Here is a 22,646-nt window from a genome sequence, read left to right as displayed (position 1 = left end):
TGCGCTCTTTGTCTTACAAAGACACATAGAATACACGTAGTGAGCGCGAAATTGGAGACAGAAAAACTTATACAGTGCCTATAATCTATGCTCCTATGTATTTTGCCTGCTGACAAAGTAGCATAGACACAGATTATAGGCAGGTATCTTTCGGCAAACTCGACTGTTTCTGCGCAGGAGCCATCTTGTGGCTTGATGGTAAGTGAGCGTGTGCGGATTGTGAGGCCTGGCGCTGTTAGGGCCAGCTTGTCTCCGTCAGGGGAGTAATCATAAGCTCTTGTAGGGCCGACTCCGGCGGTACCTGGGCCGCAAACACAATGGTAGCTGCGACATTAGCCGGGTCCTGCAAGTTCTTTGTCTCAGGCATTGGTATACCCTGCTCGGCAAAGCGATCAAAAAAGTGGGTTTGCATTCCTCCTGGAATAATCGTCGTAACGCGAATACCGTCAGGTCGCCCCTCAACGCCTAATCCACGGCTGAAGCCGATTAAGCCCCACTTAGAGGCGTGATATGCTGAAGCGTTGGCCCAGGCACGTACTGCTGCCGTCGAGGCAACATTGATAATCTGTCCTCCATGTTGCCGACGCATATATGGTAGAGCCGCTTTGGCAAACAGAAATGGACCCCGCAGATTTACTGCAATAACCTGATCCCATTGCTCAACTGTCATTTCATCAACTGATACTGTATGATCGATGGCAGCGCAATTTACCACGATATCCAGACGTCCCAACTTGCTTGAGACAGCCTGTACGACTGAGAAAACGGCGTCTGCGTCGCTGACGTTGCAGGGAAAGGCAATACTGGGCGTATCGAGCCCGTTCAATTTCTGGCTGACCCGTTCGACTGCTGCGGCGTTGAGATCGACGCAAGCCACGCTACTGCCTGCTTCTGCAAAAGCTTGTGCCGTAGCTTCTCCCAGGCCGCTGCCTGCGCCCGTGACAAGCACAACTTTTCCTTTGAGCGTCTGTTCTTTCATATGCGTATTTGCTTTCTCTTTCTGTTGTCTTCTGGTTTGCGGCGATGATGGTGTGAACACTTCCTTTTCTTACACGTGCTTCAGGCGAAAATAGTAGCAGCGGTAGCTGGGGTGAGCGCGTCAGGTCTACAATAAGCTCGCATATAGAATACCTCATCATATTCGCAATAGTCGGCCGGATCTATATTGCGAATAAAGATGCACTAGCAAACCTATCTTATTTTATATAGAATCGACTATGCTAAGAAAAATTAGGATAAGTTAAGAACCAACTTAGTGATCTCATTGTTGACTTGTATTTTTAAATGTATGTAAGTTACTATATTTGTGTTAAAGCGCGATGATGGTTCGATTTTACAAATACATTGCAACATAATTCAGAGTAGAAGCTTCATCCTGGCGTTCACTCAAGAGTGAGGCGAGGCGTGAGAAAAGCGGGAACTGGGGCTGCGCTCCAGCTTCTCCCCTACCACCCGCCGGCGGCGCACTCCTCAATCTCTGCTTGAGAGACGACTAGATTGACGAAGCGTAATTTGTGAGTCAAGGAAGAAATATGGGCACATATAGTCATAAAGAACAGGACGTTTTTGAACAAGCTGCTGCTTCAGCCTCGCATGCGATGGACTATCAGCAAACTGTTCTCTATGAGTTAAGCCATCGCCGAGCTCGGTTCGATTTTGTCTTAAGCCAGCTTATGGTGCAAGCGAAGCCGCTAACTAACGTTGCTGTTCAACTGGTTGAGACCTTACATCGAGGGCATAAAGTTCTGATAGCGGGGAACGGGGGAAGCGCGGCGCAGGCTCAGCATTTTGCCGCTGAACTGGTTGGCCGCTTTAAAAGAGAACGCATGCCTTACCCGGTCCTGGCTCTTACTACGGATACAGCCACGCTGACAGCTTTAGCCAATGATTATGGCTATGCAAGTGTTTTTGCGCGCCAGATTCGGGCCTTTGGCCAATCTGGCGATCTGTTCATAGCTTTTAGTACCAGCGGTGAGTCTGAAAATCTCGTGCAGGCAGCGGAAGTTGCTCATGAGGGCTTATTAGAAGTTGTGGCCTTGACTGGTAGCCGTTCTAGTCGTCTAGGACGTCTGGCAGATCTTGCCATACGCGTGCCTGGCGATGATACAGCTGAAACTCAGGAAATGCACCTGGTAATCACCCATATCCTCTGCGATATTGCGGAGCAGCGGCTAGCTGCCTCTGAAAGCGGCAAGGATGACGCGTGGAACTTCAGCGCTGCGCTTCAGGAAAGAGGCTGGTCATGATGAAGAACCGCGCCCTCTTTCTTGATCGCGATGGAACGCTAGTGTATCCTGCGCATTATCCTTCGCGCCCACAAGATCTGCACCTTTATGAAAATATTGGTCCGGAATTATGCGCTCTCCAAAAGATGGGTTTCTCTATCGTGCTGATTACAAATCAGTCAGGCATTGCTCGGGGCTATTTTACTGAGCTTGATTTACAGCATATGCATATATACCTTGCTGCTGAGCTAGAGAAATGGGGAGTGCGCCTTGATGCGATTTACTATTGCCCTCACCATCCCGATGGCATAGTGCCTGAACTCTCTATCCGTTGTGCTTGTCGTAAGCCTCAACCAGGTATGCTGTTGCGGGCGGCTGATGAGCTGGATATTGAGTTGGAACGTTCCTGGTTTATTGGCGATATCCTCGATGATGTTGAGGCCGGTAACCGGGCGGGATGCCAAACTATTCTTATCGATCTGGGAACTGAGAGACGGCCAGAGGCGGCCGTACGTTGTCCCTCATTTGTTGCCCCGAGCACACTCCAGGCTCTCCGCCTGATTCAGACTGTGGAGGCCCTTGCCCCTACTCTCGATCTTGTCTATCGACCTGAGGGCTGGCGTAAAGAGTGTGAGTTGGCCCGTGGATATAGATATCATCTTGCTGGTGAGGGGGTAGATCCATGCAAGATATAGTCAGGCATGCTCATTTAACGGCGACAGAGATAGTCCAGCATTTTCGCCAGCTACGGGTTCTGGTGATTGGAGACGCCATGCTCGATACCTACCTGGAAGGCGAGGCTTCGCGCCTTTGTAGCGAGGGGCCAGTCCCAGTAGTGAGCAAAACTGCTGTGCATCGTTTGCCCGGGGGCGCTGCCAATACTGCGGCTAATCTGTGCACGCTAGGGGCTGATGTAAAGTTTTTAAGTATGGTTGGAAGCGATCTGACAGGCTCCCTCTTGCGCGATGTGCTACGTACATATGGCCTTGATGATCGCTGGCTCGTGGAAGATGAACGCCTGGAAACATTTCATAAGCTACGTGTATGTGCCGATGGCCAATATGTTGTACGTTTTGATGAAGGCGGGCGGCATAAGAGTAATCAGGCCGCGCAGCAAAAACTAATCGCCAATCTTGAAGAAGCCTATGCGCTTTGTGATCTAGTAGTTGTTTCTGATTATTGTTATGGCTTGATAACCGATGAATTAATAACATGCCTGAAAAATTTACATGCTGCCTCTCCCAAAATTATGTTGATTGATTCCAAAGCTTTACATCGCTACCGTGATATAAAAGCAACTGTTGTGACACCCAATGACCTGGAAGCCCGGCTCCTGGTTGAGAAAATGTCCGAGAAGTCTCAACAAGGGATCGGGCAGAGTGGCTTGCCCGGTATTGAGGATATTGAGCCGCTTGGTTGGCAATTGCTTAGCTTACTGGATACGGAACTTGTGGCGATTACGCTGGCAGAGCGCGGGGTGTTTCTGCTGGATCGACAGGGCAATGCTTCTTTTATTGCCGCCCATCCCGTGGCCCAGGCTTATGATGTCGGGGCCGGCGATTCGTTTTCGGCGGCGATGGCGCTTGCGCTGACTGTTACTGAAGACACTGAGGAGGCGGCGCGAATTGGTATCGATGCAGCAGGGATCGCGGTTACCAAACAGCGGACGGCGGTGGTAAATTATCAAGAATTGCTGCAGCGCGTGAGCCTTAGAGAATACGCCATGTATACGATGTGTCAGACGCAAACCAACCATGCTGCTTATATACGCGATATGCATGCTGCCGTTGACAGGCTGGCGCAGTTGCTGGAGGCTGAGCGCCTGCTTGGGCGCAAAATTGTGTTTACAAACGGTGTTTTCGATATTCTCCACGCGGGCCATATTCAGCTGTTGCGCCAGGCTAAAGAGCTGGGCGACGTGCTGGTAGTAGGCATGAATAGCGATAACAGCGTGCGGCGCCTCAAAGGCAACGGACGGCCGATCAATAGCGAGCGGGATCGTATGGCCCTGGTAAATGCGCTTGATGTGGTAGATCATGTGGTGCTTTTCGATGAGGATACGCCCTGTGAGCTGATTCGTAAGCTGCGCCCCCATATTCATGTCAAGGGAGGCGATTATGCCCAGGAAACTTTGCCTGAGGCTGAGGTTGTGCGCGAAGTTGGTGGAAGCATCATTATTCTGCCGCTCGTTGGCACAATGAGTACGAGTAACATGATCGAGCGCATTGTAGCGCTAGCAACAGAAAATACAGGAGAGACAGCGCATTATGCGCAGGGAGGGAGCTATGATTGATGAACGCTGGCGGTCGGTACGCAAGGTACTGCTTGTGCGGCTAGATAATCTTGGCGATGTCTTGCTGATGACCCCTGCGTTCCATGCGATAAAAGAGACTCTCCCATTGGCTCGACTCACTCTGCTGGCCAGTCCGGTGGGGGCGCAAGTTGGGGCCCTGGACCCGGATATTGACGAGGTGATAGTCTACCAGGCACCCTGGATGGACCCCTGGCAGAAATTGCCTCAAGAGAGCGAGCGCGAGCAAGAGATGATAGCCCGGCTCAAGGCAGGCGCTTTTGATGCGGCTATCATCTTTACATCTTTCCGGCAGAGCTCCTTGCCCGCAGCATATATGTGCTATCTTGCAAATATTCCCCTGCGCGCTGCTGCTTCGCTTGATGGCCCTGGCTCGCTTTTGACGACTCGACATAAGCATCCAGAGAAGATGATGCATGAGGTTGAGCGTGGACTTGATCTTGTGGCGGCTATCGGTATGCATACGCAGGAACGGGATCTAGTGCTCGACGTCCCCTCTGGGGCGCGCTCGGCGCTTAAGGATCGGCTGGTCTCGTATGGAGTAGAGGCCGGGCGTCAGTTGGTAGTTGTGCATCCCGGCTGTAGCATGCCCGCGCGCACCTACCCCTGGGAGATGTATGCAGGGATTATAGATCTGCTGGTGGAGCAACTCGGGGCGTATGTAATCGTCACAGGCGCTGAAGATGAAAGGGCTCTCGTCGAACGTATCCTGGGGCAGGTTGATGCCGAAAATCGGCGCTCAGTCAGGTCTATGGCTGGCATATTGCCTTTCCCCGAGTTCTGCGCCCTGATTCAGGCTGCCGATCTCACGATTACCAATAATACGGGCCCCATGCATATTGCTGCGGCGCTCAAGACACCTGTAGTTGTGCTCTTTGCGCTTACCAACCCTCCTGAGCAATGGGGACCATGGCAAGTTCCCCATCGCTTGCTCTATCACGACGTGGCCTGTCGCATCTGCTATAGCCGCGTCTGCCCCTATGAGCACGAATGTTTGCGCCTGGTTTCGCCACAGATGGCGGTCACGGCGGCAGCCAGTCTTTTAGCCGAAGCCGGCAAGATAGGCTCTGTATATACCTCGCTGGAGGTGAAGCGATGAGCGGCTGGTTAGAGGCGAAAAATATTCTAGCCCTACGCCTTGATAATATGGGCGATGTCATTATGCTAGGGCCGGCCTTGCGCGCCGTCAAAGAGACCTCTCCTCAGGCGCATCTGACCCTGCTGGCCAGTCCTGCCGGCGCGGCTGCTGCGCCGCTCTTGCCCTGGGTTGACAAGGTGATAAGCTGGCGTTCGATCTGGCAAGATGTAGGGGGACGCATGGCTTTTGCCCCTCAGCGCGAAAGGGAACTGCTATCTCTGCTGGCCGAGCAGGCTTTTGACGCGGCCTTGATCTTTACATCATTTAGCCAGACGCCCCATACTCCGGGCTATGTCTGTTACCTGGCCGGTATTCCCTTACGTGCCGGTGAGAGCCGGGAATTTGGCGGAAGTACACTTTCTACCGAGCTGCAGGGTGCGCCAACCGAGATGCATCAGGTAGAGCGCAATTTGCGCCTGGTAGAACACCTGGGTTTTGTCTGCAGAGATCGCAAGCTAACGATTGCCCTCTCTGAGTCTGATCGTCTCTCCGCAACGTCTTTATTACAGGAGCATGGTCTCGATCCGCAAGAACCATTCATCTTGCTGCATCCTGGAGCTAGCGCGAAGGCGCGGCGCTATCCCGCCACTAAGTATGGCGCTGTGGCCGACCTACTCACACGCCAGGGCTGGCCAGTCCTGGTGACCGGGGTAGAGCGAGAGGCAGAGCTTATAGCTCAAGTAAAGCAGTGCGCTCCTGAGGCACATTTTCTGCTGGGCAAGACGACGGTAGCAGAGTATGCAGCCCTGATAGAAAGGGCCGCCCTGGTAATTTGTAATAATACTCTTCCCCTACATCTTGCCGATGCACTGGGGACCCCTGTGGTAGTGCTGTACTCGGGAACTGATTATGAGGAGCAATGGAGGCCGCGCGTAACTCCCAATCGGCTCTTGCGCCGCCCAACTCCCTGTCATCCCTGCTACCTGTTTGAATGCCCTATCGGGCTCCCGTGCCTGGATATTGCTCCCGAGGAGGTAGTTAGCGCGGCTGTGGAATTGTTAAGCAGTGTGCGCGAGCGTGCTTTGAGTGCGATTTCGAGGAGGAAGTAGATGATCGCGATTAGCCGTATAGCACTTTTTCGGGCCCTGAATCTTGGGGACTTGTTGGTAGCGGTCCCTACCTTTCGTGCGCTTCGCTCACGCTTTCCGCACGCGGAGATCACTTTGATCGGTTTGCCCTGGGCAGCCACGTTTGTGCAGCGCTATAGCCGCTATCTTGATCGCTTTGTGGAGTTTGCTGGCTATGCGGGTATCGCTGAGGCTCCATATGATCCTGAACGCAGCAGGAAATTTGTAGAGGAGCAGCGCAACTATGGCTATGATCTGGTTGTGCAAATGCATGGAAGTGGGCTAACAAGCAATCCCTTCGTGCTGGAATTGGGTGGGCGTATAACCGCCGGATATTACGAGAATGAGCCTCCTGATGAGCTAACATTAGGTGCTCCTTATCCCGAAGATCAGCACGAAATTTTTCGTCTGCTGGGGCTAGCCAGGCTGCTGGGCTGCCGCGATATTGATCCCAGGCTTGAGTTTCCGCTTTCCTCTGAAGATTATACTGAGGTCGCGGCTTTGTTGCGCATGCTGCCTATGGCCGATCGGCCCTGGATTGGCCTGCATGCAGGAGCTCGCCCACCAGCGCGCCGCTGGCCTACGCAATACTTTGCCAGGCTTGCCGATGAGCTTGCACAGCATTACGACGCGCAGATCATCTTGACCGGGAGCCAGGACGATGGAGAAATAGCTCACGAGGTGAAATATTATATGCGCTCCAGCGCCATAGACGTGTCTGGAAAAACTTCGCTGGGCGGATTGGCAGCCTTGCTGAGCAAGCTTGACCTGTTTATAAGCAATGATACAGGTCCCGGGCACCTGGCTGTAGCTGTCGATTGCCCGAGCATTACACTCTTTGGGCCGGCAGATTATCGGCGCTGGGCCCCGCTCGATCAAGCGCGGCATCCTGTTGTGCGGCATCCCGTGCCCTGTAGTCCTTGTGGCTATTGGGAATGTCCAATCGACCATCGATGTTTACGCTGGATTCATCCCCGGGAAGTGAGCAAAATCGCGAAACGCTTTCTGCCGGAGACTCCCCCTTGCACTCCGAGGGGCTCCTTACAAGTTGAGGCTGGCCGAGGATGGAAAAGCTAACATTTCTTTGCCCGGCGCGCGGGATGCAGTAATTTCTCCCCTCTGATATTTCATGAGAAGGCGCAGGAAAAAGCAATGCTAAAAGGTTCTGTTATGGTTCAGTATAGATGTTGACTACTGTTTTGTATGCAAAGGGGGGCTTATGCGAAGACTTAAGATATTAATCTGGCATATTCATGGAAGTTATCTCAATGCCCTGGCCCGCATTGAACATGATTGGTATCTGCCGGTAAAGCCGGGGCGTCCTGAAGGCTACGGAGGCCGAGGCCCGACCTTTGATCTGCCCGAGTATATGCGCGAAGTTCCTGCTGAGGAAGTGCGCAATCTCGATCTCGATCTCATCATTTATCAGACACCCAAAAATTACTATGAAGATCAATATGAGATCCTGAGTGAGAAGCAACGCTCGTTGCCAAAAATCTATCTTGAGCATAATACACCTAAACCTCATGCTTGCGATACGCGCCACCCAATTGATGATCCCAACGTGTTATTAGTACATGTGACTCACTATAACCGTTTGATGTGGGATAACGGCCGCACGCCGACAATGGTTATAGAACATAGCGTGGCTATTGATCCTGAAGCGCGTTATAGCGGCCATATTGAAAAAGGTATTACCGTGATCAATGGCGCGCAGAAGCGTGCACGTATTGCGGGTTATGATCTCTTTTTGCAGGCACGCGAGCAGATTCCTCTGGATGCAGTGGGGATGCAGACGGAGCAATTTGGAGGCCTGGGCGATATAGCCTATCGAGATCTGCATCGACATATCTCTGGCTATCGTTTTCTGTTTAGCCCGATTCGCTATACAAGTCTACCGTTAGCGGTAATTGAGGCCATGACACTGGGTATGCCTGTAGTTGCTCTGGCTACAACCGAGTTGCCAATGGTGATCGAGAACGGTGAGAGTGGCTACATTTCTTGCGATGTCAATGCGCTGATCGAGCATATGCAGCGTTTACTGGCAGATCCGCAGGAGGCGAGGCGGCTTGGTGCGCGTGCACAAGCCATCGCGCGTGAACGTTTTGGACTTGAGCGCTTCAAGCGTGATTGGAACGCCGCATTTGCTCAGGTGACAAATATGGTGAAGGTATACGGGTGAGGTGGAGCGTAGCTGATGGGTATGCTGAAATAGCAGGTCGATAGGTATAGACAGAGAGGATAAATCAATGTATAAACCGGTTCGAATAGCGTTTTTAAGTGAACATGCCAGCCCGGCAGCCTTGCGGGGCGGTGAAGATGCCGGTGGGCAGAATGTATACGTTGATGAGGTGAGTCGCAATCTGGCACGCCTGGGCTATAGCGTTGATGTTTTTACCCGCCGCGATAACGCTGAGATGCCCGAGATTATCGATTGGGCCCCCGGTGTGCGCGTAGTCAATCTCACGGCCGGACCAGAGAGCCCGCTGCTTAAGGATGATCTCTGGCCATATATGCCGGCGTTTCGCGAGGCCTTTCTCAGTTTTGCCTTGCGCGATGAGGTATCCTATGAGCTCATCCACGGTAATTTCTGGATGTCGGGTTGGGTGGCTGCCGAGCTAAAGCAGCGGCTCGACGTGCCAGTTGTACAGATCTTTCATGCGATGGGGAAGACGAAGCGCCTCCATCAGGGAAAGAATGACCATAGCCCCAGAGCCCGCATTGCCGTCGAGACCCGGGTTATTCGTGATGTTGATCGCTTGATTGCCCAATGTCCAAATGAGCTGTCAGAACTGGTTGATGATTATGGGGCTGATCCTGCTAAGATCGCGGTTCTTCCATCGGCGGTAAATATCGAGATCTTTCGTCCCGTGCCGCAAGCCGAAGCCCGGGCTTTCCTGAAGATAAATCCTGACGAGTTTGTCATTGTCTACGTTGGGCGTATGCTGCCGCGCAAGGATATCCGTAACGTAGTGCGGGCGACGGCCCTGTTGCTGCAGCGCTGTCCCGAGAAAGAGAAGGTCAGGCTATTGATCGTAGGAGGAGAGACACCTGAGCCTGATCCTGTACGTACTCCTGAGATCGGCGAATTACAGCGGCTGGCCTCTGAAATGGGTATTGCTGAACGTGTGCAGTTTGTGGGGAAGCGACAACAAGATACCTTGCGCTACTTTTATAGTGCCGGAGATGTCGTGGTAACGACGCCCTGGTATGAGCCCTTTGGCTTAACTCCTCTGGAAGGTATGGCTTGTGGTCGTCCTGTTGTAGGCTCAGCTGTAGGAGGAATTACCTTTACGATCAAGGATGGTGAAACAGGCTTTCTGGTGCCGCCGCGCGATCCTCAAGCTCTGTCGGAGCGCTTATATCAGTTACTCTGCGAGCCAGCTTTGCGCGTAAGTTTGGGTAAAGCTGCCAGAGAGCGTGTCGAACATGAATTTACCTGGCGCATGGTCGCTGCGCGCACGGCTGCTCTTTACGAGAGCCTGGCTATGGTACAGAGACCACTAATTCTGCCGGACCAACCGACATTGGACCTGCCCATACCCAGTGTTGCCGGCCGCTAGAGGTCTGTCAAGGTTGAAGTGAGGAGCGAAGCAGCGGGATTGTCAAGGGCCGCCGCTTCCCCCCCTTTTCCTCCGCCGGCAGGGGCGCACTCGTCAAATGACGTCTGACAAAGCACCAGTTTGTTATACATGAGAGGCGGTGAATAGATATTGGCTCGTATAGATGTGTTGATCCCAACATATCGACGTAAAACAGGCCTGGCAATAGTCTTAACAAGTTTGCTGGGACAGACGTTTGCTGATTTTAACGTCGTTATCTCTGATCAGACTGAAGAGGAAAATTGCTATCTGGATAGTATCGAAATTCAGACGCTTGTGCGCGCTTTACGTTGGCATGGACATAAGGTTGCCTTGCATCGGCATCTGCCGCCGCGGGGTATGGCCGAGCAGCGCCATTTTCTTCTAGAACAGAGTGCTGCGCCATATGTGCATTTTATAGATGATGATGTGCTGCTGGACCCGTCTGTATTGCAGCGTATGCTTACAGTTTTGGAGACAGAAAGCTGTGGTTTTGTGGGCTGTCCGGCGACAGGCCTGCATCTGCTGCAAGATGTGCGGCCCCAGCAACAGCATATCGAGTTATGGAACGGTCCCGTGCGGCCTGAACCATTTAAGGCTAGTTCGATTCCCTGGGAACGACATTTGGTCAATAACGCGGCCAATCCTCTCCATCTAGAGCAACGCTTGGTCGAACCCGGTCAGGTCTTGCGCTACAAGATTGCCTGGGTGGGAGGCGCGAATGTGCTCTTTGATCGGGCTAAGCTCTTAAGTGTGGGCGGTTTCTCCTGGTGGCAACGCTTGCCGCGTGAGCATGCAGGCGAAGAGGTAGTGGTGCAGTTTCTGTTGATCCGCAAATATGGCGGCTGTGGAATCCTTCCTAGTGGTACATATCATCTTGGTTTACCAACAAATGTTGAGAATCGGGAGCGTAATGCTACTGAGCTCTTTGCAGAGCTTTGCGAAGAACTCGATTGCCGGCCAGTGGAGGATGAGCAGGCCAGGGAATATGCCTCTAGCCATTCAACAACTCCAAGATAATTGTTGCTAGACAGATCCGCTTGCCGACAGATAGCTGTGGCTCTGTCTAGCTATTCTCAGCCTGGTTTCTCTTGCTGCTGAGGCATCTCAGCGCTCAAATGCGGTGGCGGCTCTGCGGCATCGACATCTACAGCCAGATCTGAAACTGTTGGCGGACTTTTAGCTCCGGCGTGGGGATGGTTCTGTGCCGCGATCCGCGAAGCTTCGTTACCGTTGCGATAATCGTTTAGCGCTTTTATCGTTCCTCCCAGCACTTCGGCTACAGTTTCAAACAAGGCTTGCGCGCGGGGATCGCTGACGCGTCGAATATCGGCCCGGCATTCGTTCTGGGCGGCCTGGATTAATTGCGCAATATGCTGTGCATGTTGTTGCGCTGTCATCTTGGCTTCGTCTGCTTGCATGGCGTTTATAGTTCCTTCCTGCGATTCAGAGCAGGAGTTGTGGTGCCTCTATACATCCAACATACGCTGCAAGCAAGAAAAAAGTTACGCCGTCTGCAAATAAAATATCTCTCAAGTGTGGACAACTGCGGATAAAGCAACTTTTTTGTATCTTGTCCCGTGATAAATCTATATGTATATGGAGAGCTTTTAATGCTTCGCTGTGAGAACACGTGATGTAATTTTTTAGCTATGGAAGGAGATAGAGATGGCTATACAGAATCCACAAGAGCTTTTTTACTATGATTTGTGTGCTATGTATGATGGGGAACAGAAATTAGCTCTGCTTTTGCCGCTCCTGGCGCAGGAGGCGCAGATACCAGAGGTAAAGGAAGCTTTCTCTGAGCACCATCAGCAAACGTTGCTGCATATAGTCAACCTGGAACGCTGCTTTCAGATTGCCGGTAAGCAGCAGATGCCGTTAGAGAATCATACCTTTGCCGGCTTGCGCAAGGATCACGATGTTTTTCTAGAGCAACAGCCATCACAGGCTGAATTAATGATGTTCGCTTTGAACGCGGCTTACAAGAGCGAGTTTCTGGAGATGGCAGCTTATAATAGCCTGATAGATGCCGCGACGTGCCTTGGCATGCGCGATTGTCTGCCACTCTTGCAGGAGAATCTTCAGCAAGAACAAGAGACAGCTAAAAAGCTAGCTGTCTTGATTCATAAGTTTGCCTTGCTTACTGTCAAATAATTGATCTCAGATGGGTCAGGCAGAGGATGAAAGATTTCTCCTGGTGGAGAGTTGGATAATTTCTTCTGCCTGCTCCACGACCTGCGCAACAGTGATGTTATTCAAGCAAGTATATCCAATTGGGCATGCATGATAGCCACATGGCCGGCAAGGTACTGGATGAGCTAGTACGCGAAATGGTCCACGCTGCAAAGGGCCATTTGTGGCAGGATTGCCAGCGCCAAAGATAGTTACAGTTGGGGTATTCAGCGCATAGGCGATATGGGCTGGTCCCGTATCGTTGGTAATCAGGATGGCCAGACGGGCAATGATAGCTCCCAGGGTAACCAGCGAGGTATGCCCCGTAAGGTTGAGGCAAGGGGAACCTATCTTGCCGGCCACGCTCTCCATGGCTGCCTGTTCCTCCGCCTCTCCGAGAAGCAGGATAGTTCCGCCATAGCGCCGGCGCAAAGCTTTGCCTACCTCCACGAAGCGCTCAGGGTCCCATCTCCTGGTAAGTTCTCTAGCTGCTAAATGCAGGCCAATAAGTGGCGCTTCCACGTCTTTAAGGCAGGCCTCGGCTTCTTGATGATCCTGTGGCCATAAAGGAAATTCTATCGTCTCGTCCAAAGCTTTTGCCCCCAGGAAGCTAGATAGGGCCAGCACGCACCTGATCTCATGCGTATGCTGAGGATAAGGCAAGGCTGCGTCCAGCAAGCCAGGTGTATCTCCAGGCCGCACAAAGCCCGCCGTAGTTCTGGCCCCTAATAAGAGCATGAAGGGATTCGAATAGATGCCAGTGCCTTGCATCTGGATGGCCAGATCATAGCCCTCGGCCTGCATTGCCTGGAGGAAGCGCGTTGTATCGCTGGCCCGAAAGAATTGCTCGGCAATCCCTGGAAAGCCCGGGAACGCTACAAAGTTGTCGAGATAGGGAGAGCGCAAGGCCAGATCGCGAAGCATCGGCAGGGTGATCATGGTGATCTCAGCCTGGGGTAATGCCTTGCGCAGGGCGCGCAAGGCCGGCGTGGCGCAGATAAAGTCGCCAATACGCGAGGCGCGTAGCAAGACAACCTTGCGCGGTGGCGCGGGTAGGCGAGTCAGCAAGCCAGGCGTGAAAGGATCAATGTTCATCATAGTCTGGCCCCCGTCCTGCTCGTCTGCGGAGCGTAACGCTCTATCATCTCAGGCAGCAAATCGAGCGCGTGTCCGTCAACAGTGCCAGCCTCATTAAGCACAGTTGTCGAAACCTGCGAATAATAGGTGCCAGAAGGCATAATGGCGCAGCCGCCCCAGCGCCTCATTAACAGATTCTGCACAAGGACCTCCTCACCAGAATGATAACGCGGGAGGCGTGGCCAGAAGGAGAAGCCGCCGATATCCACGAGCTTTTGGCGGTCATAGAGGATGCAGGAAGCAATCCAGGCTACTTTGTAGAGTCTGTACGTGCCGGGCGGCAAGGCCTGGCTCGCGTGATAGAGATTGGCGGCGCGATGGAGTTGCCAGCGCTCCCACTGAGGCGAACCGGGATCAACTGCCTCGGGACGTACAGGACCTTCCCACAGCTCTACAATCTCCTGCTGAGGGCGCCTATCATCTCGATGCGATAAACCAGCGGGAAATGCTCCGACGAAAGCACATTGCTCCGCTTGCAGGACTGTTAAGAGCTTCTCGATAACCCATGGCTCCATAAAAACGTCGTCGTCAAGATATAAGACGTGGGGTGCGCTGGACTGCTTGAGCAGAAAATCCCGCTGTTCGACGATGCCGTGAATCTGGGGCCGTTCGTGCCAGGCGACCGAGCCTCCCCGTGCTTCGATAACGCGCCGCAGCGTTTGCACTACCTGATGCTGTAATGTTGGTTCCTGGCTCTGATCGGCCACAATGAGATTGATATCTGTGAAGGATTGGGCGGCTATACCAGAAAGTGTCATGATAAAAGAGGCGAGCCGATTATAGGTGGGAAGCAGGATATCGATAGCGCTCATTCCAGGTGACCTCCAGTAATTACTTTTCTATTTGCGTTTGAGAAAGCTATATCGGAGCGTATATTTAGAAAGTGCCGCGATAGATTGAGCAGGAACTGCAGATCTCGGGTGGCTCATCAGATGAGAGACGGTCGCGAAATGCCTGATAGCCCGGATTATTCCAGAGCGTCTGGGCCGACTGATCGGCGATCTTGCCGAAGTTAATGCGGTCGGGCGTCGAGACCATACAACAGGGCATGGCATAGCCCTGGTAGCTAAAGTACGCCCCTTTCCAGGGCCAATCGCAGCGCTGTGGACCGGGTGTGCCGGGAGGATGAATACGCATGCGTGTGTGGGGCAAGCGCAGATCTATCCCCAGGCTTGTTGCCATGGTGCGAGCCTCATTGAAGTAATGCTCGATGCGCTGGGGATCTTCTTCTAGCAAGGTCTCTTTTTGTACGAACTCTCGCATTGGTAAGTAGCGTGAGGGCAGGCTCTCCTCGCCGAAATCGTGGCAGAGGTGCTGGACGAAGATGCTTTTCATGGCAAAGCGGTGAGCAAGCCGCACAATATCAGGCAGCTCATGCAAGTTCTGGCGCATGATTACCATAACCAGGCAGAGTTCCGGGCGCTCGCTGCTATGGCGTTCGCGTGCTCTTAGCAGGCGTTCTAAATTGGCCATAATGCGCTCAAAGTGGGCCCGCACGCGAATATGTTCATAGGTACTGGCTGTAGCGCCGTCGATAGAGATATGCAGCCGTTCGAGGCCGCTGGTCACGCAGCGTTCGGCCCGCCTCTCATTGAGCAGTGTGAGATTCGAGTTTGTAGTTACCCGGATGCCCTTGCTGGCTGCGTACTCCACCATCTCAAAGAAACGGGGATGCATCATGGGTTCACCAAGACCCTGTAGATGGAGCTCATGCAAATCAGTAAACTGGTCTATAATTTGCCTGAACGTTTCGATGTGCATAAAAGCCGGAGGTCCGTAGGGTGGTCCATCCTGACGAAACTGCAGCGAGCACATCTGGCAGCGCAGGTTACATTGGCCAACTGGCTCGATCTGTATATACGTAGGCAAAGGCATGTGTTTCCCCCTTAATGCCACTCACAAGAAGAACACGCGAAATTTGATGGCGCCACGTAAACGCCAGAAGATAGCCAGGGGCGGAATAAGTATCGAAGTGATGATCATCTCCAGTACATGGCCTGGCGAGCGCGAAGTATGCTCAAGTCGCTGCTGGCAGAAGCGGCCTGTTAAATAGGTCCATATGCCCAGACCAGTTAGGGTTAAAAGCCTGGGTCTCCCCGCAGAAGCGAGCAAGGTTGCCAGCAGCGCGCCTACAATTGCATAGTAATGCCAGGGCGGTGTGGCCTGCACCTTCTGCCTATAGAGGGTAGGATGCTTTTTATAAAGCAGAGCATTAAACATACTTTTATATTGCTGGTACAGACTGATTCCCCAGCCCGCCGGACGTACCGGGTGGGTGACCACGGCATCCGGCACATAGACGCATTTAGCGCCGCACTCAAGTAGCGTGAAGAAGAGATCGCTATCCTCGCGCCAGGCGGCACGAAAGCGCTCATCAAATCCACCAACCTCGCTAAGCACCTCGCGCCGATAAAAGCAATTTGCCGTCACGAATTCGCTGTGGGCAAGATAGGATGCATTATACTCATAATCAGTAGGAATAGATGTCAACGGGACGACGATACGTCCGGATGCTCCCGTTGCGCCCTCGTCCAGCGCTGCTACTCCCTCTTTTAACCAGCCACGGCTAGGAATACAATCATCATCGGTGAAGGCGATAAGCTGACCGGCAGCACTACGCCAGCCCACATTACGCGCGGCCGCAGGACCGTGAGTGCAATACGAACCTCGAACCGGTATATAGCGCAGCTGTGGGCCACCGCAGAGGCGCGCTTTGCGGTGCTCAACTTGCAATTTAGTTTCTGGGCAGGCTGCGTCATCGACGATAATGATTTCATAGTCTGTCGGCGCAAAGTCCTGGGCTAGAAGGGCCTCCATACATCTAGCCAGGAGCTCTGGTCGTCTGCAAGTTGGCACAATGACAGAGACATGGATCGTCATAGCTCAGCCTGTGGTTTCTCTAGAATGAAAGAGCCAATAACCAATGCATCCAGCGGCGAAGTCCAGAAGCACTCGATAGCGTCGCGTGGGGTGCACACAATCGGCTCGCCTCGCGTATTAAACGAGGTATTGACCAGAACCGGGACGCCTGTACGCGCCTGAAAGGCCTTAAGCAGATCGTAATAGCGCGCGTGCTGCTGGCGATTAATAGTTTGAATGCGGGCAGTGCCATCGACATGGCGTACGGCCGGGATACGATCAGCTTTTTCGGGTAGGACGTCGTAGACGAAGAGCATAAAGGGTGATTTGCCGGCGTCGCTAAACCAGTGGGCAGCCTCTTCCTCCAGAATAACCGGCGCGACAGGCCGAAAATCCTCACGATCTTTGATCTCATTGAGACGGGTCTGCATTGAGGCGTGCAGCGGGGAGGCAAGAATCGATCTTGCGCCCAGAGCTCGTGGGCCAAATTCCATGCGGCCCTGAAACCAGCCAATGATCTTATCTGCGGCCAGCAGGTCAGCCACCTCCTCAGCTATATGCGTCAGGCGCCGATAAGGAAGCTTGGACCAGCGAATAAACTGTTCGATCTCCTCGTCGCTAAAATCGGGACCCAGAAATGCCGTATCCATGCAAAATGTGCGTGAGTCTGCCCCGCGTTGCTGGGTATCGAGCCAGAGCGCCGCGCCCAGGGCCGTTCCCGCATCGCCGGCCGCCGGTTGCACCCAGATTGCTTTAAATGGCCCCTTGTCGCGCAGCCGAGCGTTCATAACGCAGTTAAGGGCCACTCCTCCGGCCAGGCATAAATTATCAAGTTGTGTGGCTTGATAAAGCCAGGAAGCCAGCTCCAGCACAGTTTCTTCGAGGGCTACCTGTAGCGAATGGGCAATATCATAGTGGCGCTGCTCAAAAGATTCCCCGCGCATACGAGGCGCGCCAAAGCGCTCTTTCAGGCGAGGCGGCTGGATAGTATACTGTCCATCCGATCCGAGCTGAATAATTTCTTGAAAATCTCGTAGGAAGCTCGGCTTACCAAAGGAAGCCAGAGCCATCACTTTATATTCGTCTGCCGAGTGCAGAAAGCCGAGATATTCAGTGACTTGTTCATAGAGCAGGCCCAATGAATGAGGAACGTTAACCTGCCCGAGCCTGAGCATTGTTGTGCCGTCGCCTATAAAGTAGCTTGTGCTGGCCTTCTCCCCTCTGCCATCCAGAGTTAAGATGGCTGCCTGCTGGAAGGGAGAAGGTAGGAAGGCGCTTGCGGCATGGGCAATATGATGCTCTACAAAGTGCCAGTGGTAAGGGCCACGCGCGTGAGCACCTCGAAAAGGCTTCTCAAGATGATGGGGCGCCCCGCTGGCTAGATGCCTGGGAGCATTGATGATGGATGACACAAAAAGCGGGTCCCATACCGATTCCCAGCCGGCGGGAATGGGATGGGCGCTTGGCTCTAGAGGGAGCGTAAGGACCGCATCATCTAAGGGCTGCTCTAGCAATAAGAAAGGATCATAGGAATAGGCGATATGATCGAGATCGGGAAGAGAAATACAAGCTTCTTGTAGACAGTAGTTGATAGCGTGAAATGGTAATTCGTAGGTTGAGAATGGGATGGGACGTTTGCCGTGCTTGATATGGGTGAACCGTTCCTCTTCCGCCGCTGCAAGTACCTGCCCATCTTTGACAAGGCAAGCAGCAGAATCGTGATATACTGCGTTGATTCCAAGCGTATACATCTGTTCTCCTTATAGATATAAACCGACCATCCAAAAGAGAGCCACGCCTAGCTGCGCAGTCGCGGCAGACAGACGAACAGCGCTAGAATGGCCAGCTCATCTGAGATCTAGCTCTTCTAGAGGAAGGCACTAATATCCACTCTCAACACGATTGAGCCAGGAAGAAGGTTGCATATTTCGTGTCTGAATGTCAGATAAGGTATTTGCTGTAGAGATTAGCTGTCACCTAATGAAGAATCTATGCGTGTTCTCCATGTCCGCTCTTCTATGTTTGTGGGTGGCAAGCACGGTATTGTAGGCTTCGCGAAAGCAGGAAAGATGGCTTGCCGCTACGCTTGAGCGGTCTGGAGAGGAGATTTCAATATGGCAATGACGCAAAGTGATATAGTCCTGGGTGTCTTTCCCGAATATGATGCGGCAAAGCAGGCGTTAGATGATTTAAAACGCGCGGGATTTAACGATGATGAGGTGGGATTTTTAGCACGCTCGAAGCAAGCAAATACGCCACCTGATGCCCTGGCGACCAATACAGCTACCGGCGCGGTCGGTGGGGGCGTGGCCGGAGGCATAGTGGGAGCGGCGGCAGCTCTGCTTATCCCGGGCTTTGGGCCTGCGATTGCCGGCGGGATCATTGCCGCATCTCTTGGTAGCGCGGCAGTAGGCGCAGCGGCTGGCGCTTTTGCCGGCGGTCTGACTGGAGTGTTTAAGGGGATCGGCATTTCTGAGGGCGACGCGCAGTTCTACAGGCGCGCACTTGATGCCGGTCATACGATTGTGACTGTCAAGGCCAGCCACGGATTAGATGAGGCTATAGGGATTCTGCGCCGCGATGGCGCAACAGATGTCAAAAAGGAGAGAGGAGCGATAAATGCCAGCCCGCCTCTAAGGCCCTTTGGCGCTTCACCCGAGACGTATGATTCCCCACAGAACCCATAATAAAGCAAGGCAGATAAGCAAAGACCTGCCTTGCATCTCGTAAGAGCAGTATCAGCTATGTTGGTACTGCTCGCTTGCCTCAACCTGGATCATGTCCTCTTTCTTCACATCTTGTAGGGCTTTATTCTCAAGCACCTCCCAGCGCGTAGTGGTTCCATCACGCCAGAAATGGATAGAGAGGGAACAGGGCCCTACGTGCAAACGTTGTAGTTTGATCTCTGGGACCCAATCTGGCAGCGTGGGGTTGACATAGAGCCGCTTGTTAGGTGCATCGGCGCGCAGGCCCAGCATTGTACGTATCATGTGAAAGATGCTGCCGGTGGCCCAGGCCTGAGGAATATTTGCGCCTCCTGGATAGAGCACAGGAAAATCCATATCGCCTCTGCGGTGAATACCTGCGAATACTTCTGGTGGGCGGTAGGATTCAAAGCGTTCAATAGCATCGAAGACACCATGGATGATCTGGTTGGCCTCTTTGCTCAATCCATAGCGCTTAAAACCCTCGGCAATAATGCCGTTATCCTGTGGCCATACCGAACCAAGCTGGTAGTAATATGGATTGTAGGATGGATTTTTGCTCGATAGCGTACGTATGCCCCAGCCGCTCCACATATCCTCCTGCAAGAGGCGCCTGGCCACTTTCTCTGCCTTCTCCTGGTCGGCGATGCCGCTCCAGAGGGGATATGCCGCATTTGAGGCAATGGATGTGATCTTTTTCTTAGCGGGATCGAGGCCATAGGCGTAGCAGCCCTCGTCCTCCATCCAGAAAGCCTGATTGAATTTATGTCTTAGCGTCTCGGCTTGCTTACGCAAGCTTTGGGCTCGCCCCTTATCTCCAAGCACCTCGAAGGCTTCGGCCATACGTAACTTTGCATCATAAACATAGCCCTGAAGCTCGACAAGAGCTTTGGGCTGCTTGACCTGGCTGCCATTCTTATAGACAACGGCAAATGCTGCATCTTTCCAGGCAATGTTGTTGTAGCCAAGTGGCGAGAACGTTTTGTATTCCTGGAAGCCGTCGCCATCGAGATCTCCGAAATGGTCGATCCAATCCAGGCAGCCCTCAGCTATCTGCCGAAACTCTTTTAGCAGATTAACGTCGCCAGTCCACCGATAGGCTTCTGAGAGCACTATCAAGTAAAGAATGGTTGCATCGGCGGTTCCATAATAGGGAGTAAATGGGATTTTGTGAAAGTGGGCAAGTTCGCCGAAGCGTATTTCATGCATGATCTTGCCAGGCTGGGAATCGTTCCAATTGTCATGCTTGTCAGCCTGGAATTCGGCCAGGCGTTTAAGCGCGCCGCGCGCAAATTCTGGCGCAACTGACATATTCTGGTAAGAGACGGTCAGACTATCGCGTCCAAACAGAGTGACGAACCAGGGAACGCCAGCCGCAGGCACCCAGGCGTCAGCCGAGACGTCCATATCGTAGATGCGTAGGGCGCCCATATCTTTAATTGCCTGGCTATAAGCTCGATACACATCATTGTTTGAGCTTGTGAGGGCAGTGCATCTTTCCTGCCAGTGGGCCTGGCGCTCGTCGAAGTCGCTAGTTGGTTCGCTCTGGGGAGAAGGAGTTGCCCCGCCGGAGTCCGAGCCCTTATGGCCACGAGTACAAGAATTAGCTCCGGCCTTTTTTATATGCTGACCATGTTCTAGCATCAAATCAGTGCAGGCTTGCCACATCTGGCCTGGCTCAAGCTCTATCTGGAAGAAAAGACGGCCATTGGCGAAACCAACTGGAGAGCTGACATTGGTAATCTGATACTCAATGGCACGATGGAAGTTCTTATTATCATATGTTGTACGTAAGCATTTCTTTTGATCATTCCACTGTGTTTGTTGCTTGCCGCGCTGAATAATGTTATGCTGCTTGACCTCAAAAATGTCGGCAAAGTCTGAGCGGATAGACAGCTCTAGCACAAAGACAACTTTTTCCCCGCTATAGTTGACCACCTCAAATTCTTCGTGAATTCCATCGCTCACAGTTCGGTTGACAGTAAGTCCGACAGTATGCTCGCCAAGTTTGCCGCCTTCTGTGTTGAGATCTGGATTGGTGAGATGGAAGCGCGAGGCATAGAAGGTGAGCTGATTAGAATTGATAACCTGCCAGGGGATGCGATTAATATAGAGTTTGTAAAAGCTCACAAAGCGAGTATCAATGGCATAGATGCCCTGATTAGTGTTAGGATCGATATAGCCGCATTTATCGGTGACCATAAAGGTGCGCCCCTGGCTGATGGTAATCACTGGTGGGCCAACTTTAATCTCACTGCCCATATGTTCTATAACTCCTTTAGCATGAGGGAACGATTCTCCAAAAGAAAGCAAGTGTTTGGGGCCGGCATGTCCACAAGGGGACGTGCCGGGTAGTAGTTACCAGTTCTGTAAGATTTTGCTGACAGTAGAGCCGGTCTTGTGGCTCGGGCTTCAGGTGTGGAACTATTTTGAGCGCCAGAGGACTGCCGCGAAAACCACAGCGGCAAGGCTTGCTCCCACCAGGCTAAGCAGGCCACGTTTAGTATTGGCCCATACCTGCAGGCTTGTATCTGCCGCTCGGCTGTCAAAAGCCCCGTGAGTTCCATAATCTCTATCCTCGTCAACGGGCCTCCACAAGTTGTTAGGTGCGTCTGGATCTTTGGGCTCACCTGTCTGCTGCGAAGAGAAGCCTGTTTTGCCAAGGTAACGATCCCCGTAGCCCGGCGCTACCTTATTGCCCTGAATGACGACTACAGTAGACATGCCGACATAGAACTGACGACGATAGTGATCAGCGACATAGGTTACCGCGTCAGCAATCACTTCTGGTTGGTAGATGGGAGGAACCGGCTGCGCCTTATGGGGAAGGCGACTTTTGACCCAACCAAATTGCGGCGTATTGACGGCCGGTAACTGTACCATGGATATTTTGACATTGCTTTTATCGTGGATCAGCTCGCATCTTAGCGACTCGGTGAAGCCCTGGATCGCGTGCTTGCTCCCGCAGTAAGCAGACTGTAATGGAATCCCTCTATAGGCCAGGGCGGAGCCGATTTGAATGATTTTGCCTTTATCGCGTGGTAACATGCGTCGTAAGGCGGCTAAAGTTCCATAGACGCAGCCAAGGTAGGTGACCTCGGTCACACGTTTATATTCCTCGGGCTGCATTTCTTTAACCGGCGAGAAGACAGAGGCCATGGCATCGTTAACCCAGATGTCTATTGGACCAAACGTCTCCTCCACTTTTTTGGCCGCAGCCTCAACCTGGTCCGCATCGGCTACATCTGTCGGTATGGCGATAGCTTGCCCGCCAAGCTGTTCTACTTCGTGCTTTGCGCCTTCGAGCCCGGCATGGCCACGGGCTAACAGGCCGATATGGGCGCCTCGCCTGGCAAAGGCATGAGCGATAGCGCGCCCTACGCCGGCAGAGGAACCGGTAATTACGACGACTTCAGGTGTAGATGTCTGCATATATCTGCCTTTCTTA

At 52.8% G+C, this 22,646-nt stretch carries 20 protein-coding genes; 11 read left to right on the top strand and 9 right to left on the bottom strand.

What is annotated here, in order from left to right; translation table 11 throughout:
• Positions 1-235 precede the first annotated feature (235 nt).
• Positions 236-979, bottom strand: coding sequence for an SDR family oxidoreductase (locus EPA93_RS20985; protein WP_129889391.1), 744 nt, complete (start codon positions 977-979; stop codon positions 236-238).
• Between the two features lie 553 nt (positions 980-1,532).
• On the opposite strand from EPA93_RS20985, the gene EPA93_RS20980 reads away from it, so the two are divergent.
• The 9 genes from EPA93_RS20980 to EPA93_RS20940 all read left to right on the top strand — a co-directional run bounded on the left by EPA93_RS20980 (position 1,533) and on the right by EPA93_RS20940 (position 11,342).
• Positions 1,533-2,246 (top strand): D-sedoheptulose-7-phosphate isomerase, encoded by a 714-nt coding sequence (locus tag EPA93_RS20980; RefSeq protein ID WP_207229609.1) that lies wholly within the window; start codon positions 1,533-1,535, stop codon positions 2,244-2,246.
• Entirely contained in the window at positions 2,243-2,920 is a 678-nt protein-coding gene (locus tag EPA93_RS20975; protein ID WP_207229608.1) for a D-glycero-alpha-D-manno-heptose-1,7-bisphosphate 7-phosphatase, read from the top strand. The genes EPA93_RS20980 and EPA93_RS20975 overlap by 4 nt, the downstream gene beginning before the upstream one ends.
• On the top strand, positions 2,908-4,518 hold the full coding sequence (rfaE2, locus tag EPA93_RS20970; protein WP_129889390.1) for a D-glycero-beta-D-manno-heptose 1-phosphate adenylyltransferase: 1,611 nt from the start codon (positions 2,908-2,910) through the stop codon (positions 4,516-4,518). Before EPA93_RS20975 ends, rfaE2 begins: the two co-directional genes overlap by 13 nt.
• Positions 4,511-5,635: a glycosyltransferase family 9 protein gene (locus EPA93_RS20965; RefSeq protein ID WP_129889389.1), complete on the top strand. Its 1,125-nt coding sequence runs from the start codon at positions 4,511-4,513 to the stop codon at positions 5,633-5,635. Before rfaE2 ends, EPA93_RS20965 begins: the two co-directional genes overlap by 8 nt.
• Complete coding sequence (locus tag EPA93_RS20960) at positions 5,632-6,723, top strand: glycosyltransferase family 9 protein (protein WP_129889388.1); 1,092 nt, start codon at positions 5,632-5,634, stop codon at positions 6,721-6,723. The genes EPA93_RS20965 and EPA93_RS20960 overlap by 4 nt, the downstream gene beginning before the upstream one ends.
• Complete coding sequence (locus EPA93_RS20955) at positions 6,724-7,818, top strand: glycosyltransferase family 9 protein (protein ID WP_129889387.1); 1,095 nt, start codon at positions 6,724-6,726, stop codon at positions 7,816-7,818.
• Between the two features lie 142 nt (positions 7,819-7,960).
• Positions 7,961-8,923 carry a glycosyltransferase gene (locus EPA93_RS20950; RefSeq protein WP_129889386.1) on the top strand — a complete coding sequence of 321 codons (963 nt, stop codon included), beginning with the start codon at positions 7,961-7,963 and terminating at the stop codon, positions 8,921-8,923.
• A 67-nt stretch (positions 8,924-8,990) separates the two neighbouring features.
• Positions 8,991-10,304, top strand: a complete 1,314-nt coding sequence (locus EPA93_RS20945; protein ID WP_129889385.1) for a glycosyltransferase — start codon at positions 8,991-8,993, stop codon at positions 10,302-10,304.
• A gap of 150 nt (positions 10,305-10,454) precedes the next feature.
• Positions 10,455-11,342: a glycosyltransferase family 2 protein gene (locus EPA93_RS20940; protein WP_129889384.1), complete on the top strand. Its 888-nt coding sequence runs from the start codon at positions 10,455-10,457 to the stop codon at positions 11,340-11,342.
• A gap of 56 nt (positions 11,343-11,398) precedes the next feature.
• Here the strand turns inward: EPA93_RS20940 and EPA93_RS20935 are convergent, their stop codons facing one another.
• Complete coding sequence (locus EPA93_RS20935) at positions 11,399-11,743, bottom strand: hypothetical protein (protein WP_129889383.1); 345 nt, start codon at positions 11,741-11,743, stop codon at positions 11,399-11,401.
• Positions 11,744-11,990: 247 nt separating this feature from the next.
• Here EPA93_RS20935 and EPA93_RS20930 point away from each other — a divergent pair, with 247 nt between their 5' ends.
• Positions 11,991-12,479: a YciE/YciF ferroxidase family protein gene (locus EPA93_RS20930; RefSeq protein ID WP_129889382.1), complete on the top strand. Its 489-nt coding sequence runs from the start codon at positions 11,991-11,993 to the stop codon at positions 12,477-12,479.
• Positions 12,480-12,494: 15 nt separating this feature from the next.
• Here the strand turns inward: EPA93_RS20930 and EPA93_RS20925 are convergent, their stop codons facing one another.
• The 5 genes from EPA93_RS20925 to EPA93_RS20905 form a co-directional block, all read right to left on the bottom strand.
• Positions 12,495-13,595 carry a glycosyltransferase family 9 protein gene (locus tag EPA93_RS20925; RefSeq protein ID WP_129889381.1) on the bottom strand — a complete coding sequence of 367 codons (1,101 nt, stop codon included), beginning with the start codon at positions 13,593-13,595 and terminating at the stop codon, positions 12,495-12,497.
• Positions 13,592-14,446, bottom strand: a complete 855-nt coding sequence (locus tag EPA93_RS20920; RefSeq protein ID WP_129889380.1) for a glycosyltransferase family 2 protein — start codon at positions 14,444-14,446, stop codon at positions 13,592-13,594. The genes EPA93_RS20925 and EPA93_RS20920 overlap by 4 nt, the downstream gene beginning before the upstream one ends.
• Positions 14,447-14,510: 64 nt before the next feature.
• On the bottom strand, positions 14,511-15,509 hold the full coding sequence (locus EPA93_RS20915; protein WP_129889379.1) for a radical SAM protein: 999 nt from the start codon (positions 15,507-15,509) through the stop codon (positions 14,511-14,513).
• A gap of 21 nt (positions 15,510-15,530) precedes the next feature.
• On the bottom strand, positions 15,531-16,514 hold the full coding sequence (locus tag EPA93_RS20910) for a glycosyltransferase family 2 protein (RefSeq protein WP_129889378.1): 984 nt from the start codon (positions 16,512-16,514) through the stop codon (positions 15,531-15,533).
• Entirely contained in the window at positions 16,511-18,244 is a 1,734-nt protein-coding gene (locus EPA93_RS20905) for a carbamoyltransferase family protein (protein ID WP_129889377.1), read from the bottom strand. The genes EPA93_RS20910 and EPA93_RS20905 overlap by 4 nt, the downstream gene beginning before the upstream one ends.
• 363 nt (positions 18,245-18,607) lie before the next feature.
• Here EPA93_RS20905 and EPA93_RS20900 point away from each other — a divergent pair, with 363 nt between their 5' ends.
• Positions 18,608-19,180 (top strand): hypothetical protein, encoded by a 573-nt coding sequence (locus tag EPA93_RS20900; protein ID WP_129889376.1) that lies wholly within the window; start codon positions 18,608-18,610, stop codon positions 19,178-19,180.
• 51 nt (positions 19,181-19,231) lie between these two features.
• Here EPA93_RS20900 and EPA93_RS20895 read toward each other — a convergent pair whose 3' ends face one another.
• Together EPA93_RS20895 and EPA93_RS20890 are read right to left on the bottom strand one after the other, a co-directional pair.
• On the bottom strand, positions 19,232-21,460 hold the full coding sequence (locus EPA93_RS20895; protein WP_129889375.1) for an amylo-alpha-1,6-glucosidase: 2,229 nt from the start codon (positions 21,458-21,460) through the stop codon (positions 19,232-19,234).
• A gap of 162 nt (positions 21,461-21,622) precedes the next feature.
• Positions 21,623-22,630, bottom strand: a complete 1,008-nt coding sequence (locus EPA93_RS20890) for an SDR family oxidoreductase (RefSeq protein WP_129889374.1) — start codon at positions 22,628-22,630, stop codon at positions 21,623-21,625.
• Positions 22,631-22,646: the final 16 nt, after the last annotated feature.

Origin of the sequence: Ktedonosporobacter rubrisoli, assembly GCF_004208415.1 — a bacterium.
In the GTDB taxonomy this organism is placed as follows: Bacteria; Chloroflexota; Ktedonobacteria; order Ktedonobacterales; family Ktedonobacteraceae; genus Ktedonosporobacter; species Ktedonosporobacter rubrisoli.
Note: the sequence above shows the minus strand (reverse complement) of the source record. Positions and strands in the feature narration are given on the sequence as shown.

Coding starts and splice junctions, on each gene's coding strand:
- EPA93_RS20960 (WP_129889388.1), top strand. CDS start 5,632: ATGAGCGGCTGGTTAGAGGCGAAAAATATTCTAGCCCTACGCCTTGAT.
- EPA93_RS20915 (WP_129889379.1), bottom strand. CDS start 15,509: ATGCCTTTGCCTACGTATATACAGATCGAGCCAGTTGGCCAATGTAAC.
- EPA93_RS20980 (WP_207229609.1), top strand. CDS start 1,533: ATGGGCACATATAGTCATAAAGAACAGGACGTTTTTGAACAAGCTGCT.
- EPA93_RS20955 (WP_129889387.1), top strand. CDS start 6,724: ATGATCGCGATTAGCCGTATAGCACTTTTTCGGGCCCTGAATCTTGGG.
- EPA93_RS20920 (WP_129889380.1), bottom strand. CDS start 14,446: ATGAGCGCTATCGATATCCTGCTTCCCACCTATAATCGGCTCGCCTCT.
- EPA93_RS20895 (WP_129889375.1), bottom strand. CDS start 21,460: ATGGGCAGTGAGATTAAAGTTGGCCCACCAGTGATTACCATCAGCCAG.
- EPA93_RS20950 (WP_129889386.1), top strand. CDS start 7,961: ATGCGAAGACTTAAGATATTAATCTGGCATATTCATGGAAGTTATCTC.
- EPA93_RS20910 (WP_129889378.1), bottom strand. CDS start 16,514: ATGACGATCCATGTCTCTGTCATTGTGCCAACTTGCAGACGACCAGAG.
- EPA93_RS20945 (WP_129889385.1), top strand. CDS start 8,991: ATGTATAAACCGGTTCGAATAGCGTTTTTAAGTGAACATGCCAGCCCG.
- EPA93_RS20985 (WP_129889391.1), bottom strand. CDS start 979: ATGAAAGAACAGACGCTCAAAGGAAAAGTTGTGCTTGTCACGGGCGCA.
- EPA93_RS20935 (WP_129889383.1), bottom strand. CDS start 11,743: ATGCAAGCAGACGAAGCCAAGATGACAGCGCAACAACATGCACAGCAT.
- EPA93_RS20905 (WP_129889377.1), bottom strand. CDS start 18,244: ATGTATACGCTTGGAATCAACGCAGTATATCACGATTCTGCTGCTTGC.
- EPA93_RS20925 (WP_129889381.1), bottom strand. CDS start 13,595: ATGATGAACATTGATCCTTTCACGCCTGGCTTGCTGACTCGCCTACCC.
- EPA93_RS20900 (WP_129889376.1), top strand. CDS start 18,608: ATGGCAATGACGCAAAGTGATATAGTCCTGGGTGTCTTTCCCGAATAT.
- EPA93_RS20975 (WP_207229608.1), top strand. CDS start 2,243: ATGATGAAGAACCGCGCCCTCTTTCTTGATCGCGATGGAACGCTAGTG.
- EPA93_RS20890 (WP_129889374.1), bottom strand. CDS start 22,630: ATGCAGACATCTACACCTGAAGTCGTCGTAATTACCGGTTCCTCTGCC.
- rfaE2 (WP_129889390.1), top strand. CDS start 2,908: ATGCAAGATATAGTCAGGCATGCTCATTTAACGGCGACAGAGATAGTC.
- EPA93_RS20965 (WP_129889389.1), top strand. CDS start 4,511: ATGATTGATGAACGCTGGCGGTCGGTACGCAAGGTACTGCTTGTGCGG.
- EPA93_RS20930 (WP_129889382.1), top strand. CDS start 11,991: ATGGCTATACAGAATCCACAAGAGCTTTTTTACTATGATTTGTGTGCT.